This window comes from Bosea sp. (in: a-proteobacteria) (assembly GCF_023953965.1).
In the GTDB taxonomy this organism is placed as follows: domain Bacteria; phylum Pseudomonadota; class Alphaproteobacteria; order Rhizobiales; family Beijerinckiaceae; genus Allobosea.
Map to the genome: position 1 here is coordinate 23446 of NZ_JAMLIX010000002.1, position 22816 is coordinate 46261.

25 protein-coding genes are annotated in these 22816 nt (G+C 70.2%); 11 read left to right on the forward strand and 14 right to left on the reverse strand.

The features are described from left to right. Positions 1 to 60: 60 nt before the first annotated feature. Entirely contained in the window at positions 61 to 1647 is a 1587-nt protein-coding gene (gene xseA / locus M9917_RS15015) for an exodeoxyribonuclease VII large subunit (RefSeq protein WP_297254960.1), read from the forward strand. A 3-nt stretch (positions 1648 to 1650) separates the two neighbouring features. Here the strand turns inward: xseA and M9917_RS15020 are convergent, their stop codons facing one another. Next, a complete protein-coding gene (locus M9917_RS15020; protein WP_297254962.1) occupies positions 1651 to 2463 on the reverse strand; it encodes a dienelactone hydrolase family protein in 813 nt (270 codons plus the stop codon). 110 nt (positions 2464 to 2573) lie between these two features. On the opposite strand from M9917_RS15020, the gene M9917_RS15025 reads away from it, so the two are divergent. After that, positions 2574 to 2795: a DUF2093 domain-containing protein gene (locus M9917_RS15025; protein WP_297254964.1), complete on the forward strand. Its 222-nt coding sequence runs from the start codon at positions 2574 to 2576 to the stop codon at positions 2793 to 2795. Here the strand turns inward: M9917_RS15025 and lpxK are convergent. The 5 genes from lpxK to M9917_RS15050 form a co-directional block, all read right to left on the reverse strand. Next, positions 2773 to 3786: a tetraacyldisaccharide 4'-kinase gene (gene lpxK, locus M9917_RS15030; protein WP_297254966.1), complete on the reverse strand. Its 1014-nt coding sequence runs from the start codon at positions 3784 to 3786 to the stop codon at positions 2773 to 2775. The genes M9917_RS15025 and lpxK overlap by 23 nt on opposite strands. Continuing rightward, on the reverse strand, positions 3786 to 5090 hold the full coding sequence (locus M9917_RS15035; RefSeq protein ID WP_297254968.1) for a 3-deoxy-D-manno-octulosonic acid transferase: 1305 nt from the start codon (positions 5088 to 5090) through the stop codon (positions 3786 to 3788). The genes lpxK and M9917_RS15035 overlap by 1 nt, the downstream gene beginning before the upstream one ends. Next, entirely contained in the window at positions 5087 to 5806 is a 720-nt protein-coding gene (locus tag M9917_RS15040; RefSeq protein ID WP_297254970.1) for a lysophospholipid acyltransferase family protein, read from the reverse strand. Before M9917_RS15040 ends, M9917_RS15035 begins: the two co-directional genes overlap by 4 nt. A gap of 12 nt (positions 5807 to 5818) precedes the next feature. After that, positions 5819 to 6061: a DUF4170 domain-containing protein gene (locus M9917_RS15045; RefSeq protein WP_297254972.1), complete on the reverse strand. Its 243-nt coding sequence runs from the start codon at positions 6059 to 6061 to the stop codon at positions 5819 to 5821. Positions 6062 to 6152: 91 nt separating this feature from the next. Then, entirely contained in the window at positions 6153 to 6980 is an 828-nt protein-coding gene (locus tag M9917_RS15050) for a 3'(2'),5'-bisphosphate nucleotidase CysQ (RefSeq protein ID WP_297254974.1), read from the reverse strand. A 248-nt stretch (positions 6981 to 7228) separates the two neighbouring features. Here M9917_RS15050 and M9917_RS15055 point away from each other — a divergent pair, with 248 nt between their 5' ends. After that, on the forward strand, positions 7229 to 7750 hold the full coding sequence (locus M9917_RS15055; RefSeq protein ID WP_297254976.1) for a DUF6101 family protein: 522 nt from the start codon (positions 7229 to 7231) through the stop codon (positions 7748 to 7750). Here the strand turns inward: M9917_RS15055 and ubiA are convergent. Together ubiA and M9917_RS15065 are read right to left on the reverse strand one after the other, a co-directional pair. After that, entirely contained in the window at positions 7747 to 8718 is a 972-nt protein-coding gene (gene ubiA, locus M9917_RS15060) for a 4-hydroxybenzoate octaprenyltransferase (RefSeq protein ID WP_297254978.1), read from the reverse strand. The two genes, M9917_RS15055 and ubiA, sit on opposite strands and share 4 nt — an antisense overlap. A gap of 17 nt (positions 8719 to 8735) precedes the next feature. Next, positions 8736 to 9203 (reverse strand): hypothetical protein, encoded by a 468-nt coding sequence (locus M9917_RS15065; RefSeq protein ID WP_297254980.1) that lies wholly within the window; start codon positions 9201 to 9203, stop codon positions 8736 to 8738. Positions 9204 to 9408: 205 nt separating this feature from the next. Here M9917_RS15065 and M9917_RS15070 point away from each other — a divergent pair, with 205 nt between their 5' ends. The 3 genes from M9917_RS15070 to M9917_RS15080 all read left to right on the forward strand — a co-directional run bounded on the left by M9917_RS15070 (position 9409) and on the right by M9917_RS15080 (position 11952). Next, positions 9409 to 10155 carry a 16S rRNA (uracil(1498)-N(3))-methyltransferase gene (locus M9917_RS15070; RefSeq protein WP_297254982.1) on the forward strand — a complete coding sequence of 249 codons (747 nt, stop codon included), beginning with the start codon at positions 9409 to 9411 and terminating at the stop codon, positions 10153 to 10155. A 148-nt stretch (positions 10156 to 10303) separates the two neighbouring features. Then, a complete protein-coding gene (locus M9917_RS15075; protein WP_297254984.1) occupies positions 10304 to 11683 on the forward strand; it encodes a glutamate--cysteine ligase in 1380 nt (459 codons plus the stop codon). A gap of 89 nt (positions 11684 to 11772) precedes the next feature. After that, a complete protein-coding gene (locus M9917_RS15080) occupies positions 11773 to 11952 on the forward strand; it encodes a Flp family type IVb pilin (RefSeq protein ID WP_297254986.1) in 180 nt (59 codons plus the stop codon). A 12-nt stretch (positions 11953 to 11964) separates the two neighbouring features. On the opposite strand, the gene M9917_RS15085 is transcribed toward M9917_RS15080, so the two are convergent. Further along, the gene (locus M9917_RS15085) at positions 11965 to 12846 is read right to left on the reverse strand and encodes a LysR substrate-binding domain-containing protein (RefSeq protein WP_297254988.1); all 882 of its coding nucleotides are present in this window, start codon (positions 12844 to 12846) and stop codon (positions 11965 to 11967) included. 177 nt (positions 12847 to 13023) lie between these two features. Here M9917_RS15085 and M9917_RS15090 point away from each other — a divergent pair, with 177 nt between their 5' ends. Continuing rightward, entirely contained in the window at positions 13024 to 13383 is a 360-nt protein-coding gene (locus tag M9917_RS15090) for a DUF1127 domain-containing protein (protein WP_297254990.1), read from the forward strand. A 69-nt stretch (positions 13384 to 13452) separates the two neighbouring features. On the opposite strand, the gene M9917_RS15095 is transcribed toward M9917_RS15090, so the two are convergent. After that, entirely contained in the window at positions 13453 to 14343 is an 891-nt protein-coding gene (locus M9917_RS15095; protein ID WP_297254992.1) for a DUF937 domain-containing protein, read from the reverse strand. Between the two features lie 149 nt (positions 14344 to 14492). Between M9917_RS15095 and ispH the strand changes: the two genes are divergently transcribed. From ispH to rnhA, 3 genes are all read left to right on the forward strand, one after another. Further along, on the forward strand, positions 14493 to 15461 hold the full coding sequence (gene ispH / locus M9917_RS15100) for a 4-hydroxy-3-methylbut-2-enyl diphosphate reductase (RefSeq protein WP_297254994.1): 969 nt from the start codon (positions 14493 to 14495) through the stop codon (positions 15459 to 15461). A gap of 21 nt (positions 15462 to 15482) precedes the next feature. Beyond that, a complete protein-coding gene (locus M9917_RS15105) occupies positions 15483 to 16448 on the forward strand; it encodes a homoserine kinase (protein ID WP_297254996.1) in 966 nt (321 codons plus the stop codon). A 109-nt stretch (positions 16449 to 16557) separates the two neighbouring features. Further along, the gene (gene rnhA / locus M9917_RS15110) at positions 16558 to 17001 is read left to right on the forward strand and encodes a ribonuclease HI (RefSeq protein ID WP_297254997.1); all 444 of its coding nucleotides are present in this window, start codon (positions 16558 to 16560) and stop codon (positions 16999 to 17001) included. A gap of 11 nt (positions 17002 to 17012) precedes the next feature. On the opposite strand, the gene M9917_RS15115 is transcribed toward rnhA, so the two are convergent. From M9917_RS15115 to M9917_RS15125, 3 genes are all read right to left on the reverse strand, one after another. Then, on the reverse strand, positions 17013 to 17462 hold the full coding sequence (locus M9917_RS15115; RefSeq protein WP_297254999.1) for a GNAT family N-acetyltransferase: 450 nt from the start codon (positions 17460 to 17462) through the stop codon (positions 17013 to 17015). 144 nt (positions 17463 to 17606) lie between these two features. Continuing rightward, complete coding sequence (locus M9917_RS15120; protein ID WP_297255001.1) at positions 17607 to 18092, reverse strand: peroxiredoxin; 486 nt, start codon at positions 18090 to 18092, stop codon at positions 17607 to 17609. Positions 18093 to 18144: 52 nt separating this feature from the next. Next, a complete protein-coding gene (locus M9917_RS15125; protein ID WP_297255003.1) occupies positions 18145 to 19008 on the reverse strand; it encodes a protein-disulfide reductase DsbD domain-containing protein in 864 nt (287 codons plus the stop codon). Positions 19009 to 19207: 199 nt separating this feature from the next. Here M9917_RS15125 and M9917_RS15130 point away from each other — a divergent pair, with 199 nt between their 5' ends. Then, positions 19208 to 19828, forward strand: coding sequence for a YqgE/AlgH family protein (locus M9917_RS15130; protein WP_297255005.1), 621 nt, complete (start codon positions 19208 to 19210; stop codon positions 19826 to 19828). A gap of 82 nt (positions 19829 to 19910) precedes the next feature. On the opposite strand, the gene M9917_RS15135 is transcribed toward M9917_RS15130, so the two are convergent. Beyond that, a complete protein-coding gene (locus tag M9917_RS15135; protein ID WP_297257088.1) occupies positions 19911 to 22787 on the reverse strand; it encodes an EAL domain-containing protein in 2877 nt (958 codons plus the stop codon). Between the last annotated feature and the right edge of the window lie 29 nt (positions 22788 to 22816).

Genomic DNA, 22816 nt, shown 5'->3' on the forward strand with positions numbered 1-22816 from the left:
CGGCACCCGGGGGCGCGGGCAACGCTTCTGCTGTCTCTTCCGTCCCGCTATGGTCCGGCCATGGATCGCGAATCGCATGAGACGACCGGCAATGCGCCCGAATGGAGCGTCTCGGACCTGTCCGGGGCGCTGAAGCGCACCATCGAGGATTCTTTCGGCTTCGTGCGCGTGCGCGGCGAGATTTCCGGCTATCGCGGCCCGGTCGCCTCCGGCCATGTCTATTTCTCGCTCAAGGACATGAACGCCAAGATCGACGCGGTGATCTGGAAGGGCGTCTTCGCCCGGCTGAAGATGCGCCCGCAGGAGGGGCTGGAGGTCGTCGCCACCGGCAAGGTCACCACCTTCGCTGGCAAGTCGAGCTATCAGATCGTCATCGATTCGCTGGAACTGGCAGGCGCCGGCGCGCTGATGGCCCTGCTGGAGGAGCGGCGCCGGCGGCTTGCGGCGGAAGGGCTGTTCGCCGAGGAGCGCAAGCAGCTCATCCCCTATCTGCCGACCGTCATCGGCGTCGTCACCTCGCCGACCGGCGCCGTCATCCGCGACATCCTGCACCGGCTGGAGGACCGTTTTCCCCGCCATGTCCTGGTCTGGCCCGTCAGGGTGCAGGGCGAGACCAGCGCCGCCGAGGTCGCGAACGCCATCGCCGGCTTCAACGCGCTGCCGCAGGGCGGGCGTATCCCGCGGCCGGACGTCGTCATCGTCGCGCGCGGCGGCGGCTCGCTTGAGGATCTGATGAGCTTCAACGAGGAGGTCGTGGTCCGCGCCGCCGCCGCCTCCGATATCCCGTTGGTCTCGGCCGTCGGCCACGAGACCGACTGGACGCTGATCGACCACGCCGCCGATCTGCGGGCGCCTACGCCGACCGGCGCTGCCGAGAAGGTCGTGCCGGTCCGGGCCGAGCTGATGGGCCTCATTGCCGATCTCGCGCGCCGCCATGCCGGGGCGATGCTGCGCCTGTCGGATCGCCGCCGCGGCGATCTGAGGGCGCTCGCCCGCGCGCTGCCGGGGCCCGAGGCCGTCCTCTCCGGGCCGCGCCAGCGGCTCGACCTCGCAGCGACCAGGCTCGCGCCGGCGCTCGCCCGCAATGCGCGCGAGCATGAACAGGCCCTGCAGGCCCTGTCGCGCCGGCTGGAGGCGCGCTCGCCGCGCGTCGCGCTCGCGAGGCTGCGCGCTGAGCTTGCCGGTTTCGGGCGCGTGCTGGCCGCCGCGCGGGGCAATGCCATCGCCCGCGAGCGCACCCGCATCGCCCATGGCCGCGACAGGCTAGCGATGCTGGAAGCGCGGGCGCAGAACGCCTTCGGCCAGAGCCTCGCCCAGCGCCGCGAGCGCGGCGCCGCCCTGGCGGAACGGGCCGGGCGCGCCTTCGGCCAGGGGCTGCACCGGCGCGCCGACCGGCTCGGCTCGCTCTGGGCGCTGATCGGCTCGCTCGGGCCGGAAGCCGTGCTCGCGCGCGGCTATGCCCTGATCCGCGACGACGCCGGCGGGCTGGTGCGCAGCGTCGAGGCCGCCTTGCCGGGCCGGGCGCTCACGGTCCGGCTGGCGGATGGCAGCTTCGGCGTCACCGTCACGGGCGGGGAAGCGAGGCCGCCGGCGGCCCGGCCGGCCCGCAAGGGGCCGGCGCCGGGCGGACAGGGCGACCTGTTCTGAAGCTCAGGGCGCGGCGAGGAACGCTTTCACCCGCTTCAGCGCGTCCTCGCGCGCGGCCATGTTGGTGCCGACCGTGACCTTGCCGGTGGCGCTGGGGGAGGAGGGGATGTTCTCGCGCTCCCTCACCTCCAGCCGCGGATGGTCGAAATCATGCAGGGCGCCGGGATAGAGCACGAGATCGACCGGCTCGCCGCGCGCCTGCGCGGCCTTGGCGAGATGGCTGCAGGGCGCGGCCGGGGTCCAGTCGTCGGCGTCGCCGATCAGGATCATCAGCGGGATGCGGGCGGAGAAGCTCGGCGATTCCGACTGGGTCCGGCAGTTCGGATAGAAGGCGGCGGCGCGCCTGAAATCCGGCCCGCCATCGGCGGGCGCCCGGTCCCTGCGGATCGCCGTCAGCACGGTCAGGCCCCCGCCCGACCAGCCCAGCAGCGCGATGGCATCGGGCCTGACGTCGCCACGCTGCTGCAGCCAGATCCGCGCGGCCATGGCATCGGCGACGCGCTCGCGTCCGGCCCTGACCGTCAGGTCCTTCACGCCGCATTGCGAGCCGAGCCCGCGCGAGCCGTAGCTGTCCGGCATCAGCACGACAAAGCCCGCGGCGGCGAGCCGCTCGCCCCAGTCGGCATGCCTGAGCGAGAGCTTGCCTTGCTCGCGCCACAGGCCGCCGCAACCATGCAGGGCGACCACGGCCGGGAACGGACCCTCGCCGGGCGGCCGGTAGAGGACGCCCATGAGCGTTCCATGGTCGGCCGGAATCGCGACGCGCTCATAGCCGCCGGCGTGGGCGGGTTGGGCTGCGAGCAGCGCAAGGGTCATCAGGCACGCCGCGAGGCGCTGGAGACTGGACATCGCCGACCAGAGGATTATCACAGGCGGCCGAGTATCCCGGCTTTCCGTTTCCCGATCAATGATTTGATGCGATTTCGATGAATATCAGCGAGCGCCTTCCGCCGCACGGCCCCGAAGCGGTCATCGATTACGGCCCCGGCGATTTCCGCGTCGTCAAGCCGGGCGCTTTCGTGCGCTGCGCCGTGACGGGCGCGCCGATCCGTCTCGACGATCTGCGCTACTGGTCGATCGAATGGCAGGAGGCCTACGCCACCTCGGAAGCCGCCCTGCTCAGGCTCAAGCGCGCCGGCCGGGCGTGACGGTGGCGAGCAGGTCCGCAATCGCGGCCGGTTCCGCGAAAGCCAGCGTGACCGGAACCACGACGAGCGAGCCCAGCGCCTCCTCCGGCCAGAGCGGCGCGAGCTTGGTCCAGTCCTTCTCCGTCGTCGCGATGAGCGCGCCGTGCCCCCGTGCTGTCGCGAGCACGGCGGCGATATCCGCTAAGCCATAGGCGTGGTGGTCGCCATGGACCTGCTCGGCAACGAGGCTCGCGCCCGTTTCCCTGAGCGTCGCGGCGAATTTTTCCGGCCGCCCGATCCCCGACAACGCCACGACCTTCGCCCCGGCGAGCCGGCGTGCGGCGGCTTCCGCGGGCTCCAGCCTCGCCGCGACGACCGGCTTGCCCTGCGTGCGCGCGAGCGCCGCGACTCGCTCCCCGGCCTCGCCCCGGCCGATCACGATGACGGCGTCGGCTTCGTCCATCTGCATGGCGAGCGGGGCGCGCAAGGGGCCGGCCGGCAGGCATAGGCCATTGCCGGCGCCGCTCGCCCCGTCCACCACCGCAAGCTTCAGATGCCGGGTGAGCGCCGGATTCTGCAACCCGTCATCCATGACGACGAGGCTCGCGCCCAGGCCCCGCGCCAGCCGCGCGCCGGCCGCCCGGTCGCGGGCGATGACGGTGCGGGCATGGCGGGCCATCAGCAGAGGCTCGTCGCCGACATCGGCGGCGCGATGCCGGTCGGGGTCGACCTCGACCGGCCCGGAAAGCCTGCCGCCATAGCCGCGCATCAGCACGAAGGGCTTTTCGCCCCGCTCCGCCAGGAGGCGGACGACGGCGATCGCTGTCGGCGTCTTGCCGGCGCCGCCGGCGACGAAATTGCCGATGCAGATCACCGGCAGCCCCGCCTCGATGCCCGGCTGCCGCATCCGCCGCGCGGTGATCCGCCCGTAGACGAAGCCGAGCGGCTGCAAGAGCCGGGCGAGCAGGCCGGGCTTATCCCGCCACCAGAAGCGTGGCGCGCTGAGCCGCATCAGGAGACGCTCTCGCGCTGGCCGAGCGCGACCCGCATCAGGAGCGGCTCGATGGCGTCGAGGGTGCGGCCGAGCGCGCCGCCGAGCCCGGCCGCGGTCTGCGCGGCGGCCCGCGCCGCCTGCCGGGCGCCGGCCGGGTCGTTGAGCCAGCGCAGCACGGCGCCTGCCAGCGCCTGCGCGTCGGTGACCTCGCGCGCGCCGCCGTCACGATCGAAGGCGGCGAAGATCTCGGCGGCGTTGTGGACATGCGGTCCGTGCAGCAGCGCGCAGCCGAGCTTGGCCGGCTCGATCGGATTGTGTCCGCCGATGCCCTCGACCAGCGAGCCGCCGAGGAAGGCGACCTGGGAGAGCCGGTAGAACAGCCCGAGCTCGTTGACGGTATCGGCGATGTAGAGATCGACGGTCCGCTCCGGGCTCTCGCCGGCGGCCCTGCGTGAGACGGCAACCTCGTTCGCCTCGACCAGCGCCTCGATGTCCGGGCCGCGCTGCGGGTGGCGCGGCGCGATGATGGTGAGCAGCTTCGGCAGATAGGGCTTGATGGCGAGATGGGCGGCGAGCACGAGCTCGTCCTCGCCCGGATGGGTGCTGGCGGCGATCCAGACCGGGCGACCGGTCGTCTGGCCGTCGAGGATGGCGAGCGTGTCGGAATCGGCGGGCGGGGCCGGCACGTCGAATTTCAGATTGCCGGCGACGCTGACGCGCGGCGCGCCGAGCTGGGCGAGCCGCTCGGCATCGCCCTGCGACTGGGCGAGGCAGGCTTCGAAGCAGGAGAGCAGGAAGCACGAGGTCCTGGGCATCCTGTACCAGCGCGCGAAGGAGCGCTCCGACATCCGGCCGTTGACCATCACCACGGGGATGTCGCGCCGCTGCGCCTCGACCAGGAGGTTCGGCCAGATCTCGGATTCGCAGATCAGGCATAAGCTCGGGCGCCAGTGATCCATGAAGCGGCGCATGTAGCGCGGCACGTCGAGCGGGATGTACTGGTGGATCGCGCCGCCCGGCAGGCGCGCGGCCATCAGCCTGGCCGAGGTGACGGTGCCGGACGTCACCAGCACCGCGAAACCCCGCTTCTGCAACTTGGCGATCAGCGGCAGCAGCGTCACCGTCTCGCCGACGCTGGCGCCGTGCAGCCAGACCAGGGGCTTGTTCGGTCGCTTGACGCTCGCCTGGCCGCGCCGCTCGGCGAGCCGGGCGGGATCCTCCTTGCCGCGCCGCCGGCGCCAGATGAGAAGCCCCGCCGCCGCAGGCTCGAGCAGGGCCGTGGCGTAGCGATAGCCGTGCAGGATCGCGCCCTTGCCGCTCATGCCGGTTGCTCGCGCAGACCGGCGCCCGGGTCGCGGCTGCCGACGAGCGCGTAGCCGCGGGCATGAACGTCGTCGAGGCTTGCCTGCAGCTCGAGCCGCGCCGCTTCCTGCGTCGCCTCGTCGGCGTCGCGCGCGACCAGGATCGGCTCGCCTACGACGATGGCGCAGCGCCCGAAGGGCAGGCCGATCGAGGCGCGGTCCCAGCTCTTGAAATCGATGCGGCGGCTGGTCACGACCGCGACCGCCCGGATCGGCCGGCCGGACGCTCGCGCCAGCGCGATGATGCCGGGCCCGACGATGCGGGCGCGCTTGGGCACGTCGGCGGTGAGCACCATGGTGTCGCCGGCCGCGAGCCGGCGCATCATGGCGAGGAAGGCGCTGGCGCCGCCCTTCTCGCGGATCTTCCTGCCGAGCGCGCCCGAGCCGCGGATCGCGCCGATGCCGAGCTCGCGCAGCGCCACCGCGTTGAAGCCGCCATCGCCATGGCGCGAGACCAGCGAGCAGGCCGGCATCCACTCCGGCCGGGCGAAGGGGATCATGATGTGCTGGCCGTGCCACATCGCGAAGATCAGCGGCAGCTCCGGCCGGACATGATCGTAGATGTCGGCGGGCTCGAAGGCGATCCGGTTCGTGCGCCGGACGAGGCGCAGATAGCCGGCGAGCAGCCGGCCGAGCGTTTCCTGCGCCATGCGCGTCTTGAGGATCGAAAAGCCCATCGGCCTCTACGCTCAGCCCTTGCCGGTCTCGGGGTCGAGCAGCCGGTGGAGATGGACGATGAAATAGCGTGTCTGCGCCTGGTCGACCGTCTGCTGTGCCTTGGCCTTCCAGGCTGCATGGGCGCTGGCGTAGTTGGGGAAGACGCCGACGATGTCGAGCTTCGACAGATCCTTGAAGGTGATGCCTTCGAGCGAGGCGAGCTCGCCGCCAAGGACGAGATGGAGGAGCTGTTTCTGGTCCGGTTCCGCGCTCATCGAATCCTCCTGCAAGGGCTTACGTGGCGCCCCATAAGTCATCCCGGCGTTCCCTGCGAGCGGGCCATGCCGGGCACGTCGAAAAAAACCGTCAGGCGGGCTGCGTCCGTCCGTCGCGCAAACGTTCGACCGCCGCCTGCAACGGCAAGGCGAGGCTCTCGGTGCTCGCCGCGAGCAGGCCGTGGACGGGCACGTCGCGATTATAGGCGACGGGCCGGCCCTCGCCGTCGGTGAGCCGCCCGCCGGCCTCGCTCAGCACGAGATCGGCCGCCGCCAGATCCCAGTCGCGGGCATCGGGCGAGATCAGCCCGGCATCGATCGTGCCCTCCGCGATGCGCGTCAGCCTGAGCGCGAGCGAGGGGATCCGGCCGACGGCCTGGAAGCTCTCGAACTGCGCCAGCGCCTCGAGCATCGGCCTGGGGCCGGCGATGCGCGCGCCGGTCAGGCTTTGCGCGGCGGAGGTGCGGATCGCCGCGCCGTTCAAGGTCGCGCCGCCGCCGAGAAGCGCGCGATAGGTCGCCCCGCAGGCCGGGGCATGGACGATGCCGAGTACGGGCGAGCCCTGGTCGAGCAGCGCGACGCAGACCGCCCAGTCCGGCGAGCCCTGCATGAAGGCGCGCGTGCCGTCGATCGGGTCGACGACCCAGACGAAGCGGCGCGACAGCCGCTGGGCGTCGTCGACCGTCTCCTCGGAGAGCCAGGCGGCGTCCGGCAGCAATTCCGAAAGCCGGATCCGCAGGAAGGTGTCGACCCCGATATCGGCCTCGGTCACCGGCGATCCGCCGCTCTTCGACCAGGTCCGCGCCGCGGTCGCCGCGCCGGGCCGGAACAGCTCGAGCGCGATCGCACCGGCTTCCAGGCAGCTTTCACCGGCGGCCCTCATGAGTTCGGCCGCGATCGGTAGCGTGGTAGGATTCATGCTCTCCCTATCGGCCGCGAAAGGCGCTGTTTCAAGCCGAAAATGCGGCCGGGCCTCGAAAGATTCCGTCAAGCATCCGGCGGAAAACCGCTGGTTCCGGGTGGAATCGCGGCAAAATCATCTTCCTTTAACCCAACCCCTTAAGCGCTCGGACACGGGCCGGCCGCCATCCTCGCAAGGCAAGCACGAGAGCCCCGGCATCGACAGAGGGCTCCGCTGCGGCAGGGATCAGAGAGGCGTTATTACCGATGGCCAGCGTCACGCCGGCCGCCGGGGAGGGCGGTCTTGCACCGCTCCTTCCCGGCGGTCCGACACAAACAGCGATCGTTTCCCGCAACCCGATGCCGCCCCGGCCGGTCGCCCCGGCGATCGAGCGCGTCGGCTCCGTGCGGATCCTGCGTGGCGCCGCCGCCTGGCGCGGGGTCGCGCTGCGCATGGCCCATCCGGCCGGCGACGACGAGCGCTTCGAGCTGGCGCTCACGGCGGGCGACGGCCGCTCGGTGGTGGTGGCCTCGGCCGGCGCGGACGACGCGGTCGCGCTCTGGCGGGATTTCGGCCGCACCAGCGGGCTGACTCTCCTGCTCGAGACCGCCGAGGGCGTGGTGAGCGAGCCTTATCCGCAGCTCGGGCGGCTGGCGCTGGGCGCGGTTCGCATCCGCCGCCGCCATGGCCTGCTCCGGGGCCGCCGGCCGCGCTTCCTCACCCGCCGCAAGACCGGGCGCCTCGCCGAGCTGCCGGTGATCGTCGGCGGCGACAGGATGACGGATTAGCCCAAAAGCCAGTTCCGGCTCATCGCATCGAGCGCGAGCCCGGCCGCCAGCATGAGCCCGGCATCCCGGTTTGAACGGAACAGACTGAGCGCCTGCGCCGCGCTCGCGCCATTGATCCGCGTCACCTGCCGGGCGAGATGGAGCGCGAAGGCGGCAAAGCCGAGCCAGGCGGCGAGGCCGCCGCCGACCTGCCAGATCGCCGCGCCGGAAAGCCCGGCGGCGAGCGCAAAGCACAGCGCCACCGCTTCGCGGGTATGGCCGCCGAAATAACGCGCGCTCGAGCGGATGCCGGCGATGACGTCGTCCTCGAGGTCCTGCATCGCGTAGATCGTGTCGTAGCCGACGGTCCAGGCGATGGCCGCGGCGTAGATCAGGAAGGCCGGCGGGTCGAGCCGGCCGAAGACGGCGCTCCAGCCCATCAGCCCGCCCCAGGAGAAGGCCAGCCCCAGCACGAACTGGGGCATGTCCGTCACCCGCTTCATGAACGGATAGACCGCGACGATCGCAAGCGAGGCGATGCCCAGCAGGATGGTGAAGCGGTTGAACTGCATGAGCACGACGAGGCCACCGAGCGCCTGCGCGACCATGAACAGCGCGGCGGCCTTCGCCGTCACCTGCCCGGAGGGGAGCGGGCGGCCGCGCGTGCGCGCGACCTCGGCGTCGAGCTTGCGGTCGACGATGTCGTTGAAGGTGCAGCCCGCCCCGCGCATCAGGACCGCGCCGACGAGAAAGATGAGGCAGTGCCAGGGATCGGGGTAAGGCTGGCCGGCGGCGATGGCGGCAAGCCCCGCCGCCCACCAGCATGGCAGCAGCAGGAGCCACCAGCCGATCGGTCGTTCGATGCGCGCGAGCTTCAGGAACGGCCGGATGGCGCGCGGCGCCCGGCGATCGACCCAATGCCCCGTGATCGCATCGGGAAGCGGGGCGTCGCGGCCCGGCGTCGCCTGCGCCGAATTGGGGCCCGACATCGCCTCGCTGCGCCCGCTCAGAGAGCGCCCCGCGGAATGCGCATTCCGCCGCCGGCGCCGCCGGTGATGGAATCGGCGCCGCCGAACGGGTTGGCGCCCTGTGCCTGCTGCCGGGCGCGGCGCTCCATCTGGGCCTGCTGCTTCACGGCGTTGCACGCCTGGGCGCGGAAGCCCACCACCTTCTTGTTGTCGGCCTGCATGCCCTCGATGAAGGAGGCCGGGATCTGGCACCAGTCCTGGTTGGCGGTGGCGAACTTGATCGCGGCGTCGCCGTTGTTGGCGAGGCGGCCGAAGGCGCTGCAGGCTTCCTGCGGCGTCATCTTCTTCTTGGCCTTCTGGGAGGCGGAGAGCCGCGCCACGATCGACTGGCGCTCGGTGAGCAGCTTCTGGATCTGCTCGCAGCCCGAGACCTGCGCGCTCGCCGGATGAGCCGCCAGGAACGGTGCCACGGCAAGGCCGATCACCGCGATTGCGCCTGAAGCCATCCTACGCCGCATGGTGTCCTTACTCCCGATTGCCGGCCCCGCCCGGCCGATCCCCGAATGCGTCCTTAACAGCCGGCGCCGCCGACGCCAACGACTCTTGCGCATCCACCGATAGACCTGTGGGAAGCGCAAGCTGCTACAAGGCGATTATGGCGTTTTTGACGCCGCCCACCACCCGTGTCGTTTCCCGGAGCCGCCAGCGCCCATGTCCGCCCCCGATTTCGCCCGCCACCGGCTCTTCGTCGAGCCTGCGCTGTCTGCGGCCGCGATCCTCCCGCTCGACCGCGACCAGGCCAATTACCTCCTCAACGTCCTGCGCCTGCGGGCCGGGGACACCGTCCTCGTCTTCAACGGGCGCGACGGCGAATGGCTGGCGTGCCTCGTGCCGGAAGGGCGCAAGCAGGCGAGCCTCGAACCCGTCCGGCAGACGAAGCCGCAGCCGCCGGCGCCGGACCTGCATTATCTGTTCGCGCCGCTGAAAGCTGCGCGGCTCGACTACATGGCGCAGAAGGCGGTCGAGATGGGGGCCGGCACCCTCCAGCCGGTGCTGACCCGGCGCACGCAGGTCTCGCGGCTCAACCGCGAGCGCCTGCGCGCCAACGCCGTCGAGGCGGCCGAGCAATGCGGCATCCTGAGCCTGCCGGTGATCGCGCCGGAGCGCCCGCTCGAAGCCGCGCTGGCGGAGCTTTCGCCGGAGCGGCTCCTGGTCTTCTGCGACGAGGGGATGGGGCAGGAAAGCCCGGTCGCGGCGCTGGCGGCGCGCGAACCGGCCCCGCTTGCCGTGCTGATCGGCCCCGAAGGCGGCTTCGACGAGGCCGAGCGGGCGCTGATTAGGGCGCGGCCCAACACGCTGCCGGTCTCGCTCGGCCCGCGCATCCTCAGGGCGGATACCGCGGCGGTGGCCGCGCTTGCTCTGGTCCAGGCGGTTCTCGGCGACTGGCCGAGAGGTTGACCGGCCTGCCGTCAGCGCCGGTCGCCGTTGCGCTCCGGTCGTTGTCGAGTGCCCGGCGCTCGCCTATGTCTCTAGCTTCCTCAGCCAGCCTCGAGCCCGCGCCTTCGGCGCCGGGGCCGGTCGTCATGCCTCGATTGCCGGAGTACCCATGGCCCGCGACGTGTCCGATTCGACCCCGATCGGCTCCAAGGCCGAGCTGATCGCCTGGATCGCCGCCGGCGAGAAACCGGCCTCGTCCTTCCGGATCGGGACCGAGCACGAGAAGTTCCCGTTCTACCGCGGCGATCTCGCGCCCGTGCCCTATGAGGGGCGGGCGGGGGCCGGCGGCATCCGCGCCTTGCTGGACGGCATGCGGAAGCGGCTTAACTGGGAGCCGATCCTCGATGCCGGCCACATCATCGGGCTCGCCGGTCCCGATGGCGGCGGGGCGATCTCGCTGGAGCCCGGCGGGCAGTTCGAACTGTCGGGCGCGCCGCTCAGGACGCTGCATGAGACGCAGGCCGAGCTTGTGGCCCATCTCGCCGATGTCAAGGCGGTGGCGGCGCCCCACGGCATCGGCTTCGCCGCGCTGGGGGCGTCCCCGCTGTGGACGCTGCGTGAGACGCCGGTGATGCCGAAGGGGCGTTACAGGATCATGGCGAACTACATGCCGAAGGTCGGCACGCGGGGCCTCGACATGATGTTCCGGACCTGCACCGTGCAGGTCAATCTCGATTTCGCCAGCGAGGCGGACATGGTCCGCAAGCTCAGGGTCTCGCTGGCGCTGCAGCCGCTTTCCACCGCGCTCTTCGCCTCCTCGCCCTTCCTGGAGGGCAAGCTCAACGGCTTCCAGTCGATGCGCTCCGAGATCTGGCGCGACACCGACAAGGCCCGCTCCGGCATGCTGGCCTTCGCCTTCGACGAGGGCATGTCCTATGAGGCCTATGTCGACTGGGCGCTCGACGTGCCGATGTATTTCGTCAAGCGCGGCGACACCTATCACGACGTCGCCGGCGCCTCCTTCCGCGACCTCCTGGCCGGCCGGCTGCCGCAGCTGCCGGGCGAGTGCGCGACGATGTCCGACTGGGCGAACCACCTCTCGACCCTGTTCCCGGAGGTCAGGCTCAAGCGCTTCCTGGAGATGCGCGGCGCCGATGCCGGCCCGGCCGGGATGCTGACCGCGATGCCGGCCTTCTGGGTCGGGCTGCTCTACGACACAGCTTCGCTCGATGCGGCCTGGGACCTCGTCAAGGACTGGAGCACGGCCGAGCGCCAGGCGCTGCGCGATGCGGTGCCGCGGCAAGGGCTCGCCGCCGGGATCGGCGGGCGCAAGCTCATCGAGATCGCGGTCGAGGTCGTGGAATTGTCGCGCGCGGGCCTCGCGCGCCGGGCGTGTCGCGACGCGGCGGGGCAGGACGAGACGCACTTCCTGGCGCCGTTGCAGGAGATCCTGCAAAGCGGCCGCAATTTGGCCCTGCGCCTGGAAGAGCGCTACCGCGATGCCTGGCACGGCCGGGTCGAGCCCGTCATGACCGAGATGGAGCTTTGAAGCCCCGGCGGGCGTAAAAAACGCGATTTTGCGCGGATTGCGCCGTTGGAATTAACGAGTTGGACGAAGCTTGCCGCTAGTCTTGCGGCATGAAGCAGATCTGGGCCAGCTTTGCCGAGCTTGTTCGTGACGACCGCGGGGCGACCGCGATCGAATACGGGCTCGTCGCGAGCATCGTGTCGATCACGATCATCACCTCGGTCACCTTCTATGGAACGCGGGTCAATTCGTTCCTGATGGCCGCGGCCGCGTTCCTCAACGGCCCCTGATCTCGTCTGTCCCTATTCCGCCGCCGTCTTGAAGCTCGCCAGGTTGTCGAGGCTCTGGATGATGTGCTCGGCGAGCGCGTTCGACAGAACCGAGGGGTCGAAGCGGGTGCGCAGGAGCCCGATCTTGCAGGAGGGCAGGGTGGAGAAGCCCTCGGAGGGTCCCAGGATGCGCATGCCCGGTCTCACCGCGCTCTCCGGCAGCACCGAGACCGCAAGCCCCGCGAGCACGGCCGCGCCGACGGCGGTGGAATTCCAGCTCGCATAGAGCACGCGGAAGCGGCGCCCCTTCGATTCGAGCGCCTCGACCGCCGCCAGCCGCCAGTTGCAGGTCGGCCGGCCGAGCGCCAGCGGCAGCGGGTCCTCCTCATGCGCGCTCTGGCGCGCCGAGGTGACCCAGAGCAGCGGCTCGATGCGGATGATCTCGCCCTGGCTGCGGCTCTCGACATGGGTGATGATGGCGAGGTCGATATCGCCGGTCGCGATCCGCTCCGCCAGCATCGGCGTCGGCTCGCAGACCACCGTGACCTCGGCGCGCGGGTTGGAATGGGCGAAGCGCGCCAGGATCTCCGGCAGGTAGCGGTCGGCATAGTCGTCGGGCACGCCGAGCCGGATGCGCCCCTTCAGGTCCGCATCGGCGAAGGCGGCGACGCATTCGAGGTTGAGCCGCACGATCCGGCGGGCATAGTCGAGCAGGCGCTCGCCGTCCTCGGTCAGCTTGGCATGGCGCCCGTCGCGGCCGAACAGGGGCCGCCCGATCCGCTCCTCCAGCCGCTTCATCTGCATCGATACGGCCGATTGCGTCTTGAACACGATCTCTGCGGCGCGGGTGAAGGAGCCCGTGTCGGCGATGGCGACGAAGGTCTTGAGCTGATCGGCGTCGAGCACATGGGCCATGGGCGCTTCTCGTTCGCTGTCCATCAATATCAGTGTTGCAAGACATCATAACCATTCGTTTGGCTGATGGCCAGAGCCCCGCTAGGGTCAAAGGCGTTCTCCGAATGTCCCCCGTCAATGGCGCGTCCGGGCGGGGTGGAGACGCCGATTATCGCCGTTCCGTGCCAGGAGGCCGTCATGCTGCTCATGACCATTGCCGCGAAGTCGCTCTCGTCCGTTTCGGCCGGCGCCACGCGCGCCGCCGCCGTCGGAACCGCCGGAATCCGCCAGGTCGCGCGTGCGCTCATCCATCGCCGCGAGGTGATGCGCCTGGCCGAGCTCGACGAGCGCGGCCTGAAGGATATCGGCCTCGTCCGCTCCGATGTCGACGGGGCGCTGGCCACGTCCTGGCTCGGCGATCCCTCTTCCGTCCTGGCGCAGCGCGCGGGCTCTGCCGCGAGCATCGCCGCCGCGCGGCGCGACCATGCGCTGCGCCATGCCGGCGCGGGGCCGGCCCCGGCGGCCGGGACCGATCTCACGGTCGCACGCTGCGCCTGACCCGTTGGCGCCGCGTCACTGCGGGCGGAGGCTTCGTGCTTCCGCCCTTTTTCATGCGGGCGCTGACCGTCAGCGGCGTCCCTGCCCGCCGCCGAGCATGGCGTCGAGGATCGATTTCAGCGCGTTCTGGTGATCGTCCTGGATCTGGCGGCCATGCTCGAACATCTGGTTGAGGGCGTCGAGGCCGATCGAGCCGGCGCCCGGCGCCGCGCCCGAGGGCGGGGCCTCCTCGGGCTCCGGTTCCGGCGCGGGCGCGCGCCGTGGGGCGTTGCGGGGAGCCGGAGCCGGCTCGGGCTCGGCTGCCGCGCCGCCGAACATGCCGCCGAGAATCTGGCCGAGCGCGCCGCCGAAGGGGTCCGGCGGGCCGGGTTGAGGCGCGGCCTGCGGCTGGCCGCCGGCTTGGCCGCTTCCTCCGAACATGCCCTTGAGGATCGCCTCGAACGGGTTTCCCGGCATCTGCGGCTGCTGCGGCATCGGCTGCATTCCCGGCATCCGGCCGCGCATCATCTCGGCGAACTGGCCGAGGATGCCGCCCCAGCCCTGGTTGCCGGCGCTCTTGGTCAGGCCGCCCATCAGCATGGCGGCGATGACCGGCAGCATCTGCTTGAGGATGGCCTGGCTGACGCCGCTGGTCGCGGCGGCCTGCGCCGCGATCGCCTGGCTGACCTCGCGCGAGCCGAAGAGCTGGCCCAGCACGTCGTTGCCGGCGCTCTTGGCCTCGGGCGGAATCCCGTAGCCGCCGGCCTCGAAGAAGCGGGCATAGGGCGAGGCCGTCATCATCTGCGCCAGCGAGCCGAAGGCGTAAGGGTCCTGCGTCTGCCGCTGCAGCCCCATCGAGAAGGCCGGCAGCAGGGCGTCGATCGCGGCCTGCGTCTGCTGCAGGCTCAGGCCGTATTGCTGGGCGAGGTTCGGCATGGCCTGGCCGTTCTGGGCCGACTGCATGATATCGAACAGGTTCATCATGGACGCTTCCTCCCCGGCCGGCTTCGGCTGCGTGGCCGCGGCGACGATAGCAGGGTGTCCGCGCCCCGCAAATTCGCTTCCTTGACATCGCCCCGATCCCGCCGAAAGAAGACGCGGGATTTTGACCGGAGATTTTCCAGCGCGTGATGAAGCCGCCGCTCGCCATCCTGCTCTGCGCCCCGCGCGGCTTCTGCGCCGGGGTGGTGCGCGCCATCGACGCCGTCGAGAAGGCGCTGAAGCTGCATGGCGCGCCGGTCTATGTCCGCCACGAGATCGTCCACAACAAATACGTGGTCGAATCGCTGAAGCGGAAGGGCGCCGTCTTCGTCGCCGAGCTCGACGAGGTGCCCGATGCGACGCGGCCGGTGATCTTCTCCGCCCATGGCGTCGCCAAGGCGGTGCCGGCCGCCGCGAAGGCACGCGCCCTCTTCGCCATCGACGCCACCTGCCCGCTGGTCACCAAGGTCCATCGCGAGGCCGAAGTGCATCACAAGCGCGGCCGCCATATCCTGCTCGTCGGCCATGCCGGCCACCCGGAGGTGATCGGCACGATGGGCCAGTTGCCCGAAGGCGCGATCACGCTGATCGAGACGCTCGACGACGTCGCGGCGCTCGAGCCCCCGGCGGGGCAGGCGCTCGCCTATGTCACCCAGACGACGCTCTCGGTCGACGACACGCGCGAGATCGTGGACGCATTGCAGGCCCGCTTCCCGGAGCTGATCGCCCCGCACAAGGAGGACATCTGCTATGCCACGACCAACCGCCAGGAGGCGGTGAAGCGCGTCGCCCCGCAGGTCGACGGACTGATCGTCGTCGGCTCGCCCAATTCCTCGAACTCGCAGCGTCTGCGCGAGGTCGCCGAGCGCGCCGGCTGCCCGGTGGCGCGGCTCGTCCTGCGCACGGACGAGATCGACTGGGCGGTCTTCGGCCAGATTCGCAGCCTCGGCATCACCGCCGGCGCGAGCGCGCCCGAGGTGCTGGTCGAGGAGATCATCGACGCCTTCGCCGAGCGCTACGAGGTCAGCGTCGAGACCGTCTCGACCGCCGACGAGAATGTCTTCTTCCCGCTGCCGCGCGAATTGCGCGGCGAGACGGCGCCGGACGCGGCCGAGTAACCTGAGCAGAGAGCCTTCATCTTGGCCGTCTATACCGAAGTGCCCGATGACGAGATGGCCGCCTTCGTGGCGCGCTATGGCATCGGCGATCTCCTCTCCGCCAAGGGCATCGCCGAGGGCGTCGAGAACTCGAACTATCTGATCCGCACAACGCAGGGCGCCTTCATCCTCACCCTCTACGAGAAGCGGGTGAACCCGGACGAGCTGCCTTTCTTCCTGGGGCTGATGCAGCATCTGGCCAGGCGCGGGGTGATCTGCCCGCAGCCGGTCAGCGACGGGCGCGGGCAGATGCTCGGCCGCCTCGCCGGGCGCCCGGCGGCGATCGTCACCTTCCTCGACGGGCTTTCGGTGCGCCGCCCGACCGCGGCCCATTGCCAGGAGCTCGGCCGCGGGCTTGCCCTGCTGCACGAGGCCGGCGCCGATTTCGCGATGGAGCGGGTCAACGCGCTCTCGGTTCCCGGCTGGCGCCCGCTTGCCGCGCAGGCCGGCACCGATGCCGACAGGGTCTCGCCCGGGCTCGCCCGCCGCGTCGCCGCCGAGATTGCGGTGCACGAGGCGCGCTGGCCGCAGGATCTGCCGCGCGGCGTGATCCATGCCGATCTCTTCCCCAACAACGTCTTCTTCATCGGCGGCAGGCTCTCGGGGCTGATCGACTTCTACTTCGCCTGCACCGACGCCTTCGCCTATGATCTGGCGATCTGCCTGAACTCCTGGTGCTTCGAGGCCGACGGCTCGTTCAACCTGACCAAGGGCCAGGCGATGCTCGCCGGCTACGAGAGCGTGCGCCCGCTGACCGAGACGGAGGTCGAGGCGCTGCCGCAGCTTTGCCGCGGCTCGGCGCTGCGCTTCCTGCTGACGCGGCTGGTCGACTGGCTGAACGTGCCCGCGGGCGCGCTGGTCAAGCCGCACGACCCGCTCGAATACGACCGCAAGCTCGCCTTCCACCAGCGCGTGCTCGACGCCCGCGAATACGGGCTGAAGCGGTGAGCGGCACCATGGTCGATGTCTGGACGGACGGGGCCTGTTCAGGAAACCCCGGCCCCGGCGCGCTTGGGGCTTGCCCCATTCGCGCAACTCGAAATCGCCGGGGCCTGCCATGAGCACCATGGTCGATGTCTGGACGGACGGGGCCTGTTCAGGAAACCCCGGCCCCGGCGGCTGGGGGGCGATCCTGTGCTATAACGGCGTCGAGAAGGAGCTCTGCGGCGGCGAGGCCCAGACCACCAACAACCGCATGGAGCTGATGGCGGCGATAGCCGCGCTAGAGGCGCTGAAGCGCCCCTGCACGGTCGCGCTCCACACCGACAGCCAGTATCTGCGCCAGGGCATCACCAGCTGGATCCATGGCTGGAAGAAGAACGGCTGGAAGACGGCCGATCGCAAGCCGGTCAAGAACGCCGAGCTCTGGCAGCGCCTCGAAGCCGCGCTCGGCCGCCATAAAATCGAATGGAAGTGGGTCAAGGGCCATGCCGGCGACGCGATGAACGAGCGCGCCGACGCCCTCGCACGAGCCGGCATGGCGCCGTTCAAGGGCGGCTGAGACCCGCCTGCTCAGTCCAGCGGCTGGCGATAGACGATGAAGCCCGACTTGTCGGCGACCTTGTCGTAAAGCTCCCGCGCCTGGAGGTTGGATTCCTGCGTCTGCCAATAGACGCGGAAGCAGCCCTTCTCGCGCGCCATTCCGTTCACGGCCTCGATCAGCCCGCGCCCGACGCCGCTGCCGCGCGCCTCGGGCACCGTGAACAGATCCTGCAGGTAGCAGATATTCCGCTCGCTCCAGGTCGAGCGGTGGATCACCCAGTTCACCATGCCCAGCGCCTCGTCGCCCCGGAAGGCGATGAAGCCGCCCATCGGCTCGCTCCCGCCGGTCAGCCGGCCGAAGGTGATCGCGTCGACCGCGGGCGGCAGCGTCGCTTTGTAGAAGGCGAGGTAGCCGTGCCAGAGCGGCGTCCAGGCGTCGCGGTCGGTCGCGGCGAGCGGGCGGATGGTGATCTCGGGCATCGGTTCGTTCCTTCTCACGGCGACTTTAGCCATACCATTGTCATTCCGGGGCTTCGCTGACGCGAAGCCCCGGAATGACAATGGTGGTCATAAAAAAACCCGCGCAGCGGCTGCGCGGGCTTGCTCGGGTCCCCGGCTTGCCGCTCAGAGCTTCTCGAGCATCGCCGCGGCGCCGGAGGCCTCGGCCTTGCCGGCGGCTTCCTCGACGCTGAGCACCCTGACCACGCCGTCCTCGACCAGCATCGCATAGCGCTGCGAGCGCGTGCCGAGGCCGAAGCCCGAGCCGTCCATCGACAGGCCGATCGCCTTGGCGAAATCGGCGTTGCCGTCCGAGAGGAACTCGATCACGCCGGCGCCGCCGGTCGCCTTCGACCAGGCGTCCATGACGAAGACGTCGTTGACGCCGGTCACCATGATGGCGTCGACGCCCTTCGCCTTGATCTCGGCCGCCTTCTCCAGATAGCCCGGCAGGTGGTTGCGGTGGCAGGTCGGGGTGAAGGCGCCGGGCACCGCGAAGAGCACGACCTTCCTGCCGCTGAACAGATCGTCGGTCGTGCGCGCGGCGGGGCCGTCTGCGGTCATGACGCGGAACGTCGCCTGGGGAAGCTTGTCACCCACCTTGATGGTCATCGGCTGTCTCTCCGTGAAGCCCGCGGCCTTGCCGGCCGCTGCGCCTGACGGATTAGGGCTTGCCGGCGGGGATGTCGAGTTCCAGCCGCGTCTCGACCGGGCGTGGCGCCCCGCGCACGGTGAAGATCAGCGGGGTCGGCCCGGCCGCGCCCTTCGGCCGCTCGTCGATCCGGATCTGGGCGAGGACCGTGCCGTCCTCCTGCGGCGTCAGCCGGGATCGGCCGAAGGACCACATGCCCGACCCCTCGACGAAGACGTCCTCGATCCGGCCCTCCGGCGGCGGCTGCAGGATGAGCCGCAGGCCCGGATCGACCACGGTCTCGTCCGGCCCGGCTTCGAGGATGGCGATCTTGCCCTTGTGCGCCCCCGGCTTGACCGGGACCGGCACGCGCGCCTCGAAGCTTTCAAGCCGCGCCGAGGTCACCGTCGTCACGCCGGGCTCGAGCCACAGGCTGGCCTCGCCCTTGGCCGGGATGCAGATCCTGTCGCAGACCGCGTAGTCGAGCTTGAGCACGACCATCACCGGCCGCGACGGATCGACCGGCTGGACCGAGATCGGGATCACGATCTCGCTGACATAGCCGACCGAATAGCCGGCCGAATCCTGGAAGCGCTCCGGCACCGGCCAGCGCACGTCGAGCCCGCCGATATTGGTCGAGCCGGTCCAGTCGAAGGCCGGCGGCACGCCGAACTGGCCGGGGCTGCGCCAATAGGTCTTGTAGCCCGGCGACATCACGATCTCGACACCGACGCGCTGCTTGCCGGTCGCGGTGGTCGGGCCGGCGATCAGGCGCAGCTTCGCATGCTCGCTCTCCGACCAGGGCGAGATCGCAGCCTCCGTCGTCGCCTCCTCGGCGTGGGCCGCGGGGCCGAGCGTCAGAGGCAGCAGGATGAGCAGGGGCAGAATGCGGTTCACGACCCTGCCTTTAGCGATCGCGAGCCTGAAAAGCGAACAAAACCTGTCGTCCTCCGCCGTTTCGCGCCGCTGCGGCGCGCCGGCAATCTCGCGCAGGATTGGGGCACAATCGCGATATCGCCAGCGCGGATGCACACGAACGTGATCCGGCGCGTGCCGTGGGTAAAGCCGATTCCACTTTCCGGTCCGATGCTCTAGCATGGGCGTCATGAAGATCGGCTCACAATCGCGCATCGGCGGCCGCAGCTATCTCGACGGGCAATGCCTGATCGCGATGCCGGGCATGGCCGATACGCGCTTCAGCCGCAGCGTGGTCTATGTCTGCGCCCATTCCGAGGACGGGGCGATGGGCATCATCGTCAACAAGCCGGCGGGGGCGACGAGCTTTCCCGACCTGCTCGTCCAGCTCGACGTGATTCCCTCCGAGGAGGTGATCCGCCTGCCGAGCCGGGCCGAGCGCATGCAGGTGCTGCGCGGCGGACCCGTCGAGACCAAGCGCGGCTTTGTCCTGCATACCGCCGATTTCTTCCTCGAATCGGCGACCCTGCCGATCGACGACGGCATCTGCCTGACGGCGACGCTCGACATCCTGCGCGCCATCGCCACCGGCGGCGGGCCCGAGAACGCGGTCCTGGCGCTGGGCTATGCCGGCTGGGCGGCCGGCCAGCTCGAGGCCGAGATCCAGTCCAATGGCTGGCTGCATTGCGCCGCCGATCCGGAGCTTCTCTTCGACGAGGTCGTCGAGACGAAATACCAGCGCGCGCTCGGCAAGATCGGCATCGACCCGGCGTTTCTATCGCGGGATGCGGGGCACGCCTGAGGGAACCCCATTCGTCATTCCGGGTTCGCGCCTGCGGCGCGCCCCGGAATGACAGGGGTCTCGAAGCCCTGCGATCAGGTGCTTACGCCGCTTCCGTCGCCGCCGCCGCGCCCATCAGGCGGCGCGCCTCCGCCGCCGTCATCGGCTGGCCGAAGATGTAGCCCTGCGCGTATTGGCAGCCGAGCTGGTAGAGCTCGATCGCATCCGATTCGCTCTCCGCGCCCTCGGCCACCACGTCCATGGCGAGGTCGGCGGCGAGCTGCACGATCGAACGCAGGATCACCGGCGGGCGGCCATTGCCCATCTGGCGCACGAAGCTCTGGTCGATCTTGATCGTGTCGAAGGGGAAGCGCTGGAGATAGGACAGCGAGGAATAGCCCGTTCCGAAATCGTCGAGCGACAGGCCGGCACCGAGATCGCGGATGCGTTGCAGCATCTGCGCGGCATATTCCGGGTTCTCCATCACCAGGCTCTCGGTGATCTCGAGCTTGAGCGTGCCAGGCAGAACGCGCCTCCGCCCGAGTACGGTCTTGACGTCGTGCAGGAGGTCGTGGCGCAGCAATTGCCGGCTCGACACGTTGACGCTGGCGAAGATCGGCGGATCGACCTCGAGCGCCGCCTGCCAGGCTTCCAGCTCGCGCGCCGTCCTGTCCATGACATAGACGCCGAGATCGACGATCAGCCCGGTCTCCTCGGCGATGGCGAGGAAATCCTGCGGCATCAGCCGGCCCTCGCGCGGATGGTCCCAGCGCACCAGCGCCTCGAAGCCGGCGATGGTGCGGTCCTCCAGCCTGACGATCGGCTGGTACATCACCTGGATCTCGCCGCGCTCGATCGCCCGGCGCAGGTCGCTTTCGAGCGCGAGCCGGTCGTTGCGGTCGGTGCGCATCGCCGGGACAAAGACCTCGATCTTGTTGCCGCCCTGGCGCTTGGCATGAGCCATGGCGAGCTCGGCGTTCTTGAGCGCGTCCTCCTTGCGGAAGGCCGGCGCCGGGTCGAACAGGGCAAGCCCGATCGAGGGCGTCAGCACGATCTCGCGCTCGGCATAGGTGATCGGCGTCGAGACGGCGCGGCGCACCAGTTCCGCCAGCGCCAGGATGCGCTCGGGGTCGCGCTCGGAGACCAGGATCATCGCGAAGGTGTCGCCGCCGATGCGGGCGAGCGTGTCCTGCGCCCTGAGCAGCCGGCCCAGCCGCCGCGCCAGCGTCAAGAGGATCGAATCGCCGGCCGCGAAGCCGACCGATTCGTTGACCTGCTTGAAGCGGTCGACATCGATGACGAGCACGGTCGGGCGGATATTGTCGTCGGCGCGGGTGAAGCCGAAGATGGCGCCGAGCCGGTCCTGGAACAGCTTGCGGTTGGGCAGGCCGGTCAGGTTGTCGTGGACGGCGTCGTGCAGGAGCCGCTCCTGCGCGGTGCGCTGCTCGGTGACGTCGGCGAGCGTGCCGATGACGCGGATGACCTCGCCGTCCGAGCCGATCACCGGCCGCGCCTTGACGTTGACCCAGTGATAGGCGCCGCTCGCGGCACGCAGGCGCAGGTCGAGATTGAGCTTGCCGCGGCGCTGCTCCAGCACGGCGTCGAGCGTGACGCGGTAGCGGTCGCGGTCGGCGACGTGCATATGCTCGAGCCAGCGCGCGGCCGAGCCTTCGAGCGCCCCCTTGGCCAGGCCGAGCAGCGTCTCGATCTGCGGCGAGACGAAGACCTTGTCGGAGGAGACGTCCCAGTCGAAGACGAGGTCGCCCGAGCCCGAGAGCGCCAGCGCCCGCCGTTCCGTGTCCGAGACCAGCCCCTGCGAGATCGCGCCGCCCGCGAAGGCGTGCTGGATCACGGTGAAGCCGATCAGGAGCACGATCAGGACGAGCCCGCCGAGCAGGGCCGGCGCGACCAGATCGCGCTGGAACTGCCCGGTCACGGTGAAGCCGGCCGCCGTCACCCAGACGGCGAGCAGGAACCAGGTCGGGATCAGCATCACCGCGCGCTCGTAGCCATGCGTCGCCAGATGCACGACGAGCACGAAGCCCACCGCCGCGACGGCGGCGATCGAAATGCGCGCGATGCCCGACGCCATCGGCGCGTCGAAGACGGCAAGCCCGATCAGACCGGCAAGCCCGAGGATCCAGATCGCCGTGACATGGCCGTAGCGCACATGCCAGCGTTGCAGGTTGAGATAGGCGAAGAGGAAGACGAGCAGCGTCGCCGCCAGCACCACCTCGGCGCCGGCGCGATATATGCGCTCGATCTGCGGCGTCAGCGGGAACAATCGCTGGAAGAAGCCGAAATCGAGGCCGGCATAGGCCAGGACCGCCCAGGCCAGCGCCGCCGCCGCCGGGAAGATCACCGCGCCCTTGACCACGAAGATGATGGTCAAAAACAGCGCGAGCAACCCGGCGATGCCGATGATGATGCCCTTGTAGAGGGTGAGCCCGTTGGTCTTCTGCCGGTAGGCGTCCGCATCGTAGAGATAGAGCTGGGGCAGGTTGGGCGATTTCAGCTCCGCGACGAAGGTGACCGTCGTGCCCGGATCGAGCGTGATCAGGAAGACGTCGGCGTCGGGGCTCGCCTCGCGCTCGGGCGAGAGGCCCTGGCTCGCGGTTACCGCCTCGATGCGCCTGTCGCCGAGATCGGGCCAGATCACGCCAGAGCCGATCAGCCTGTGGAAGGGCGCGACCAGGAGCCGGTCGATCTGCTCGTCGGAATCGTTGGTCAGCGCGAAGACGATCCAGTCGGGCCTCGCGCCCGCCTCGCGGGCCTTGACGGCGATGCGCCTGACGATGCCGTCCGGCCCCGGCGCGGTCGAGATCTGGATGACGTCGCCGTCGGATTTGTTGCGCTCGACGATATGGGTCAGGTCGATCACAGGGGCATCGACCGGCACGCGCGCCGCTTCCACGGCAAGCGCCGGTGCGACAGCCGCCAGACAGAACCAGATGGCAAGCCCGACCACGGTAAGGCCGATCCGGAAGAGGCGCGCAAGGTTGGACAAGC

Excerpts from the sequence above, each read along its gene's own strand:
- M9917_RS15055 (WP_297254976.1), top strand. The coding sequence starts at position 7,229 with ATGGCCAGCGTCACGCCGGCCGCCGGGGAGGGCGGTCTTGCACCGCTC.
- M9917_RS15040 (WP_297254970.1), bottom strand. The coding sequence starts at position 5,806 with ATGGGCTTTTCGATCCTCAAGACGCGCATGGCGCAGGAAACGCTCGGC.
- M9917_RS15035 (WP_297254968.1), bottom strand. The coding sequence starts at position 5,090 with ATGAGCGGCAAGGGCGCGATCCTGCACGGCTATCGCTACGCCACGGCC.
- lpxK (WP_297254966.1), bottom strand. The coding sequence starts at position 3,786 with ATGCGGCTCAGCGCGCCACGCTTCTGGTGGCGGGATAAGCCCGGCCTG.
- ubiA (WP_297254978.1), bottom strand. The coding sequence starts at position 8,718 with ATGTCGGGCCCCAATTCGGCGCAGGCGACGCCGGGCCGCGACGCCCCG.
- M9917_RS15130 (WP_297255005.1), top strand. The coding sequence starts at position 19,208 with ATGGGCGTCATGAAGATCGGCTCACAATCGCGCATCGGCGGCCGCAGC.
- M9917_RS15090 (WP_297254990.1), top strand. The coding sequence starts at position 13,024 with ATGCTGCTCATGACCATTGCCGCGAAGTCGCTCTCGTCCGTTTCGGCC.
- xseA (WP_297254960.1), top strand. The coding sequence starts at position 61 with ATGGATCGCGAATCGCATGAGACGACCGGCAATGCGCCCGAATGGAGC.
- M9917_RS15050 (WP_297254974.1), bottom strand. The coding sequence starts at position 6,980 with ATGAATCCTACCACGCTACCGATCGCGGCCGAACTCATGAGGGCCGCC.
- M9917_RS15115 (WP_297254999.1), bottom strand. The coding sequence starts at position 17,462 with ATGCCCGAGATCACCATCCGCCCGCTCGCCGCGACCGACCGCGACGCC.
- ispH (WP_297254994.1), top strand. The coding sequence starts at position 14,493 with ATGAAGCCGCCGCTCGCCATCCTGCTCTGCGCCCCGCGCGGCTTCTGC.
- M9917_RS15085 (WP_297254988.1), bottom strand. The coding sequence starts at position 12,846 with ATGGCCCATGTGCTCGACGCCGATCAGCTCAAGACCTTCGTCGCCATC.
- M9917_RS15095 (WP_297254992.1), bottom strand. The coding sequence starts at position 14,343 with ATGAACCTGTTCGATATCATGCAGTCGGCCCAGAACGGCCAGGCCATG.
- M9917_RS15080 (WP_297254986.1), top strand. The coding sequence starts at position 11,773 with ATGAAGCAGATCTGGGCCAGCTTTGCCGAGCTTGTTCGTGACGACCGC.
- M9917_RS15120 (WP_297255001.1), bottom strand. The coding sequence starts at position 18,092 with ATGACCATCAAGGTGGGTGACAAGCTTCCCCAGGCGACGTTCCGCGTC.
- M9917_RS15075 (WP_297254984.1), top strand. The coding sequence starts at position 10,304 with ATGGCCCGCGACGTGTCCGATTCGACCCCGATCGGCTCCAAGGCCGAG.
- M9917_RS15045 (WP_297254972.1), bottom strand. The coding sequence starts at position 6,061 with ATGAGCGCGGAACCGGACCAGAAACAGCTCCTCCATCTCGTCCTTGGC.
- M9917_RS15070 (WP_297254982.1), top strand. The coding sequence starts at position 9,409 with ATGTCCGCCCCCGATTTCGCCCGCCACCGGCTCTTCGTCGAGCCTGCG.
- rnhA (WP_297254997.1), top strand. The coding sequence starts at position 16,558 with ATGAGCACCATGGTCGATGTCTGGACGGACGGGGCCTGTTCAGGAAAC.
- M9917_RS15065 (WP_297254980.1), bottom strand. The coding sequence starts at position 9,203 with ATGGCTTCAGGCGCAATCGCGGTGATCGGCCTTGCCGTGGCACCGTTC.
- M9917_RS15025 (WP_297254964.1), top strand. The coding sequence starts at position 2,574 with ATGAATATCAGCGAGCGCCTTCCGCCGCACGGCCCCGAAGCGGTCATC.
- M9917_RS15020 (WP_297254962.1), bottom strand. The coding sequence starts at position 2,463 with ATGACCCTTGCGCTGCTCGCAGCCCAACCCGCCCACGCCGGCGGCTAT.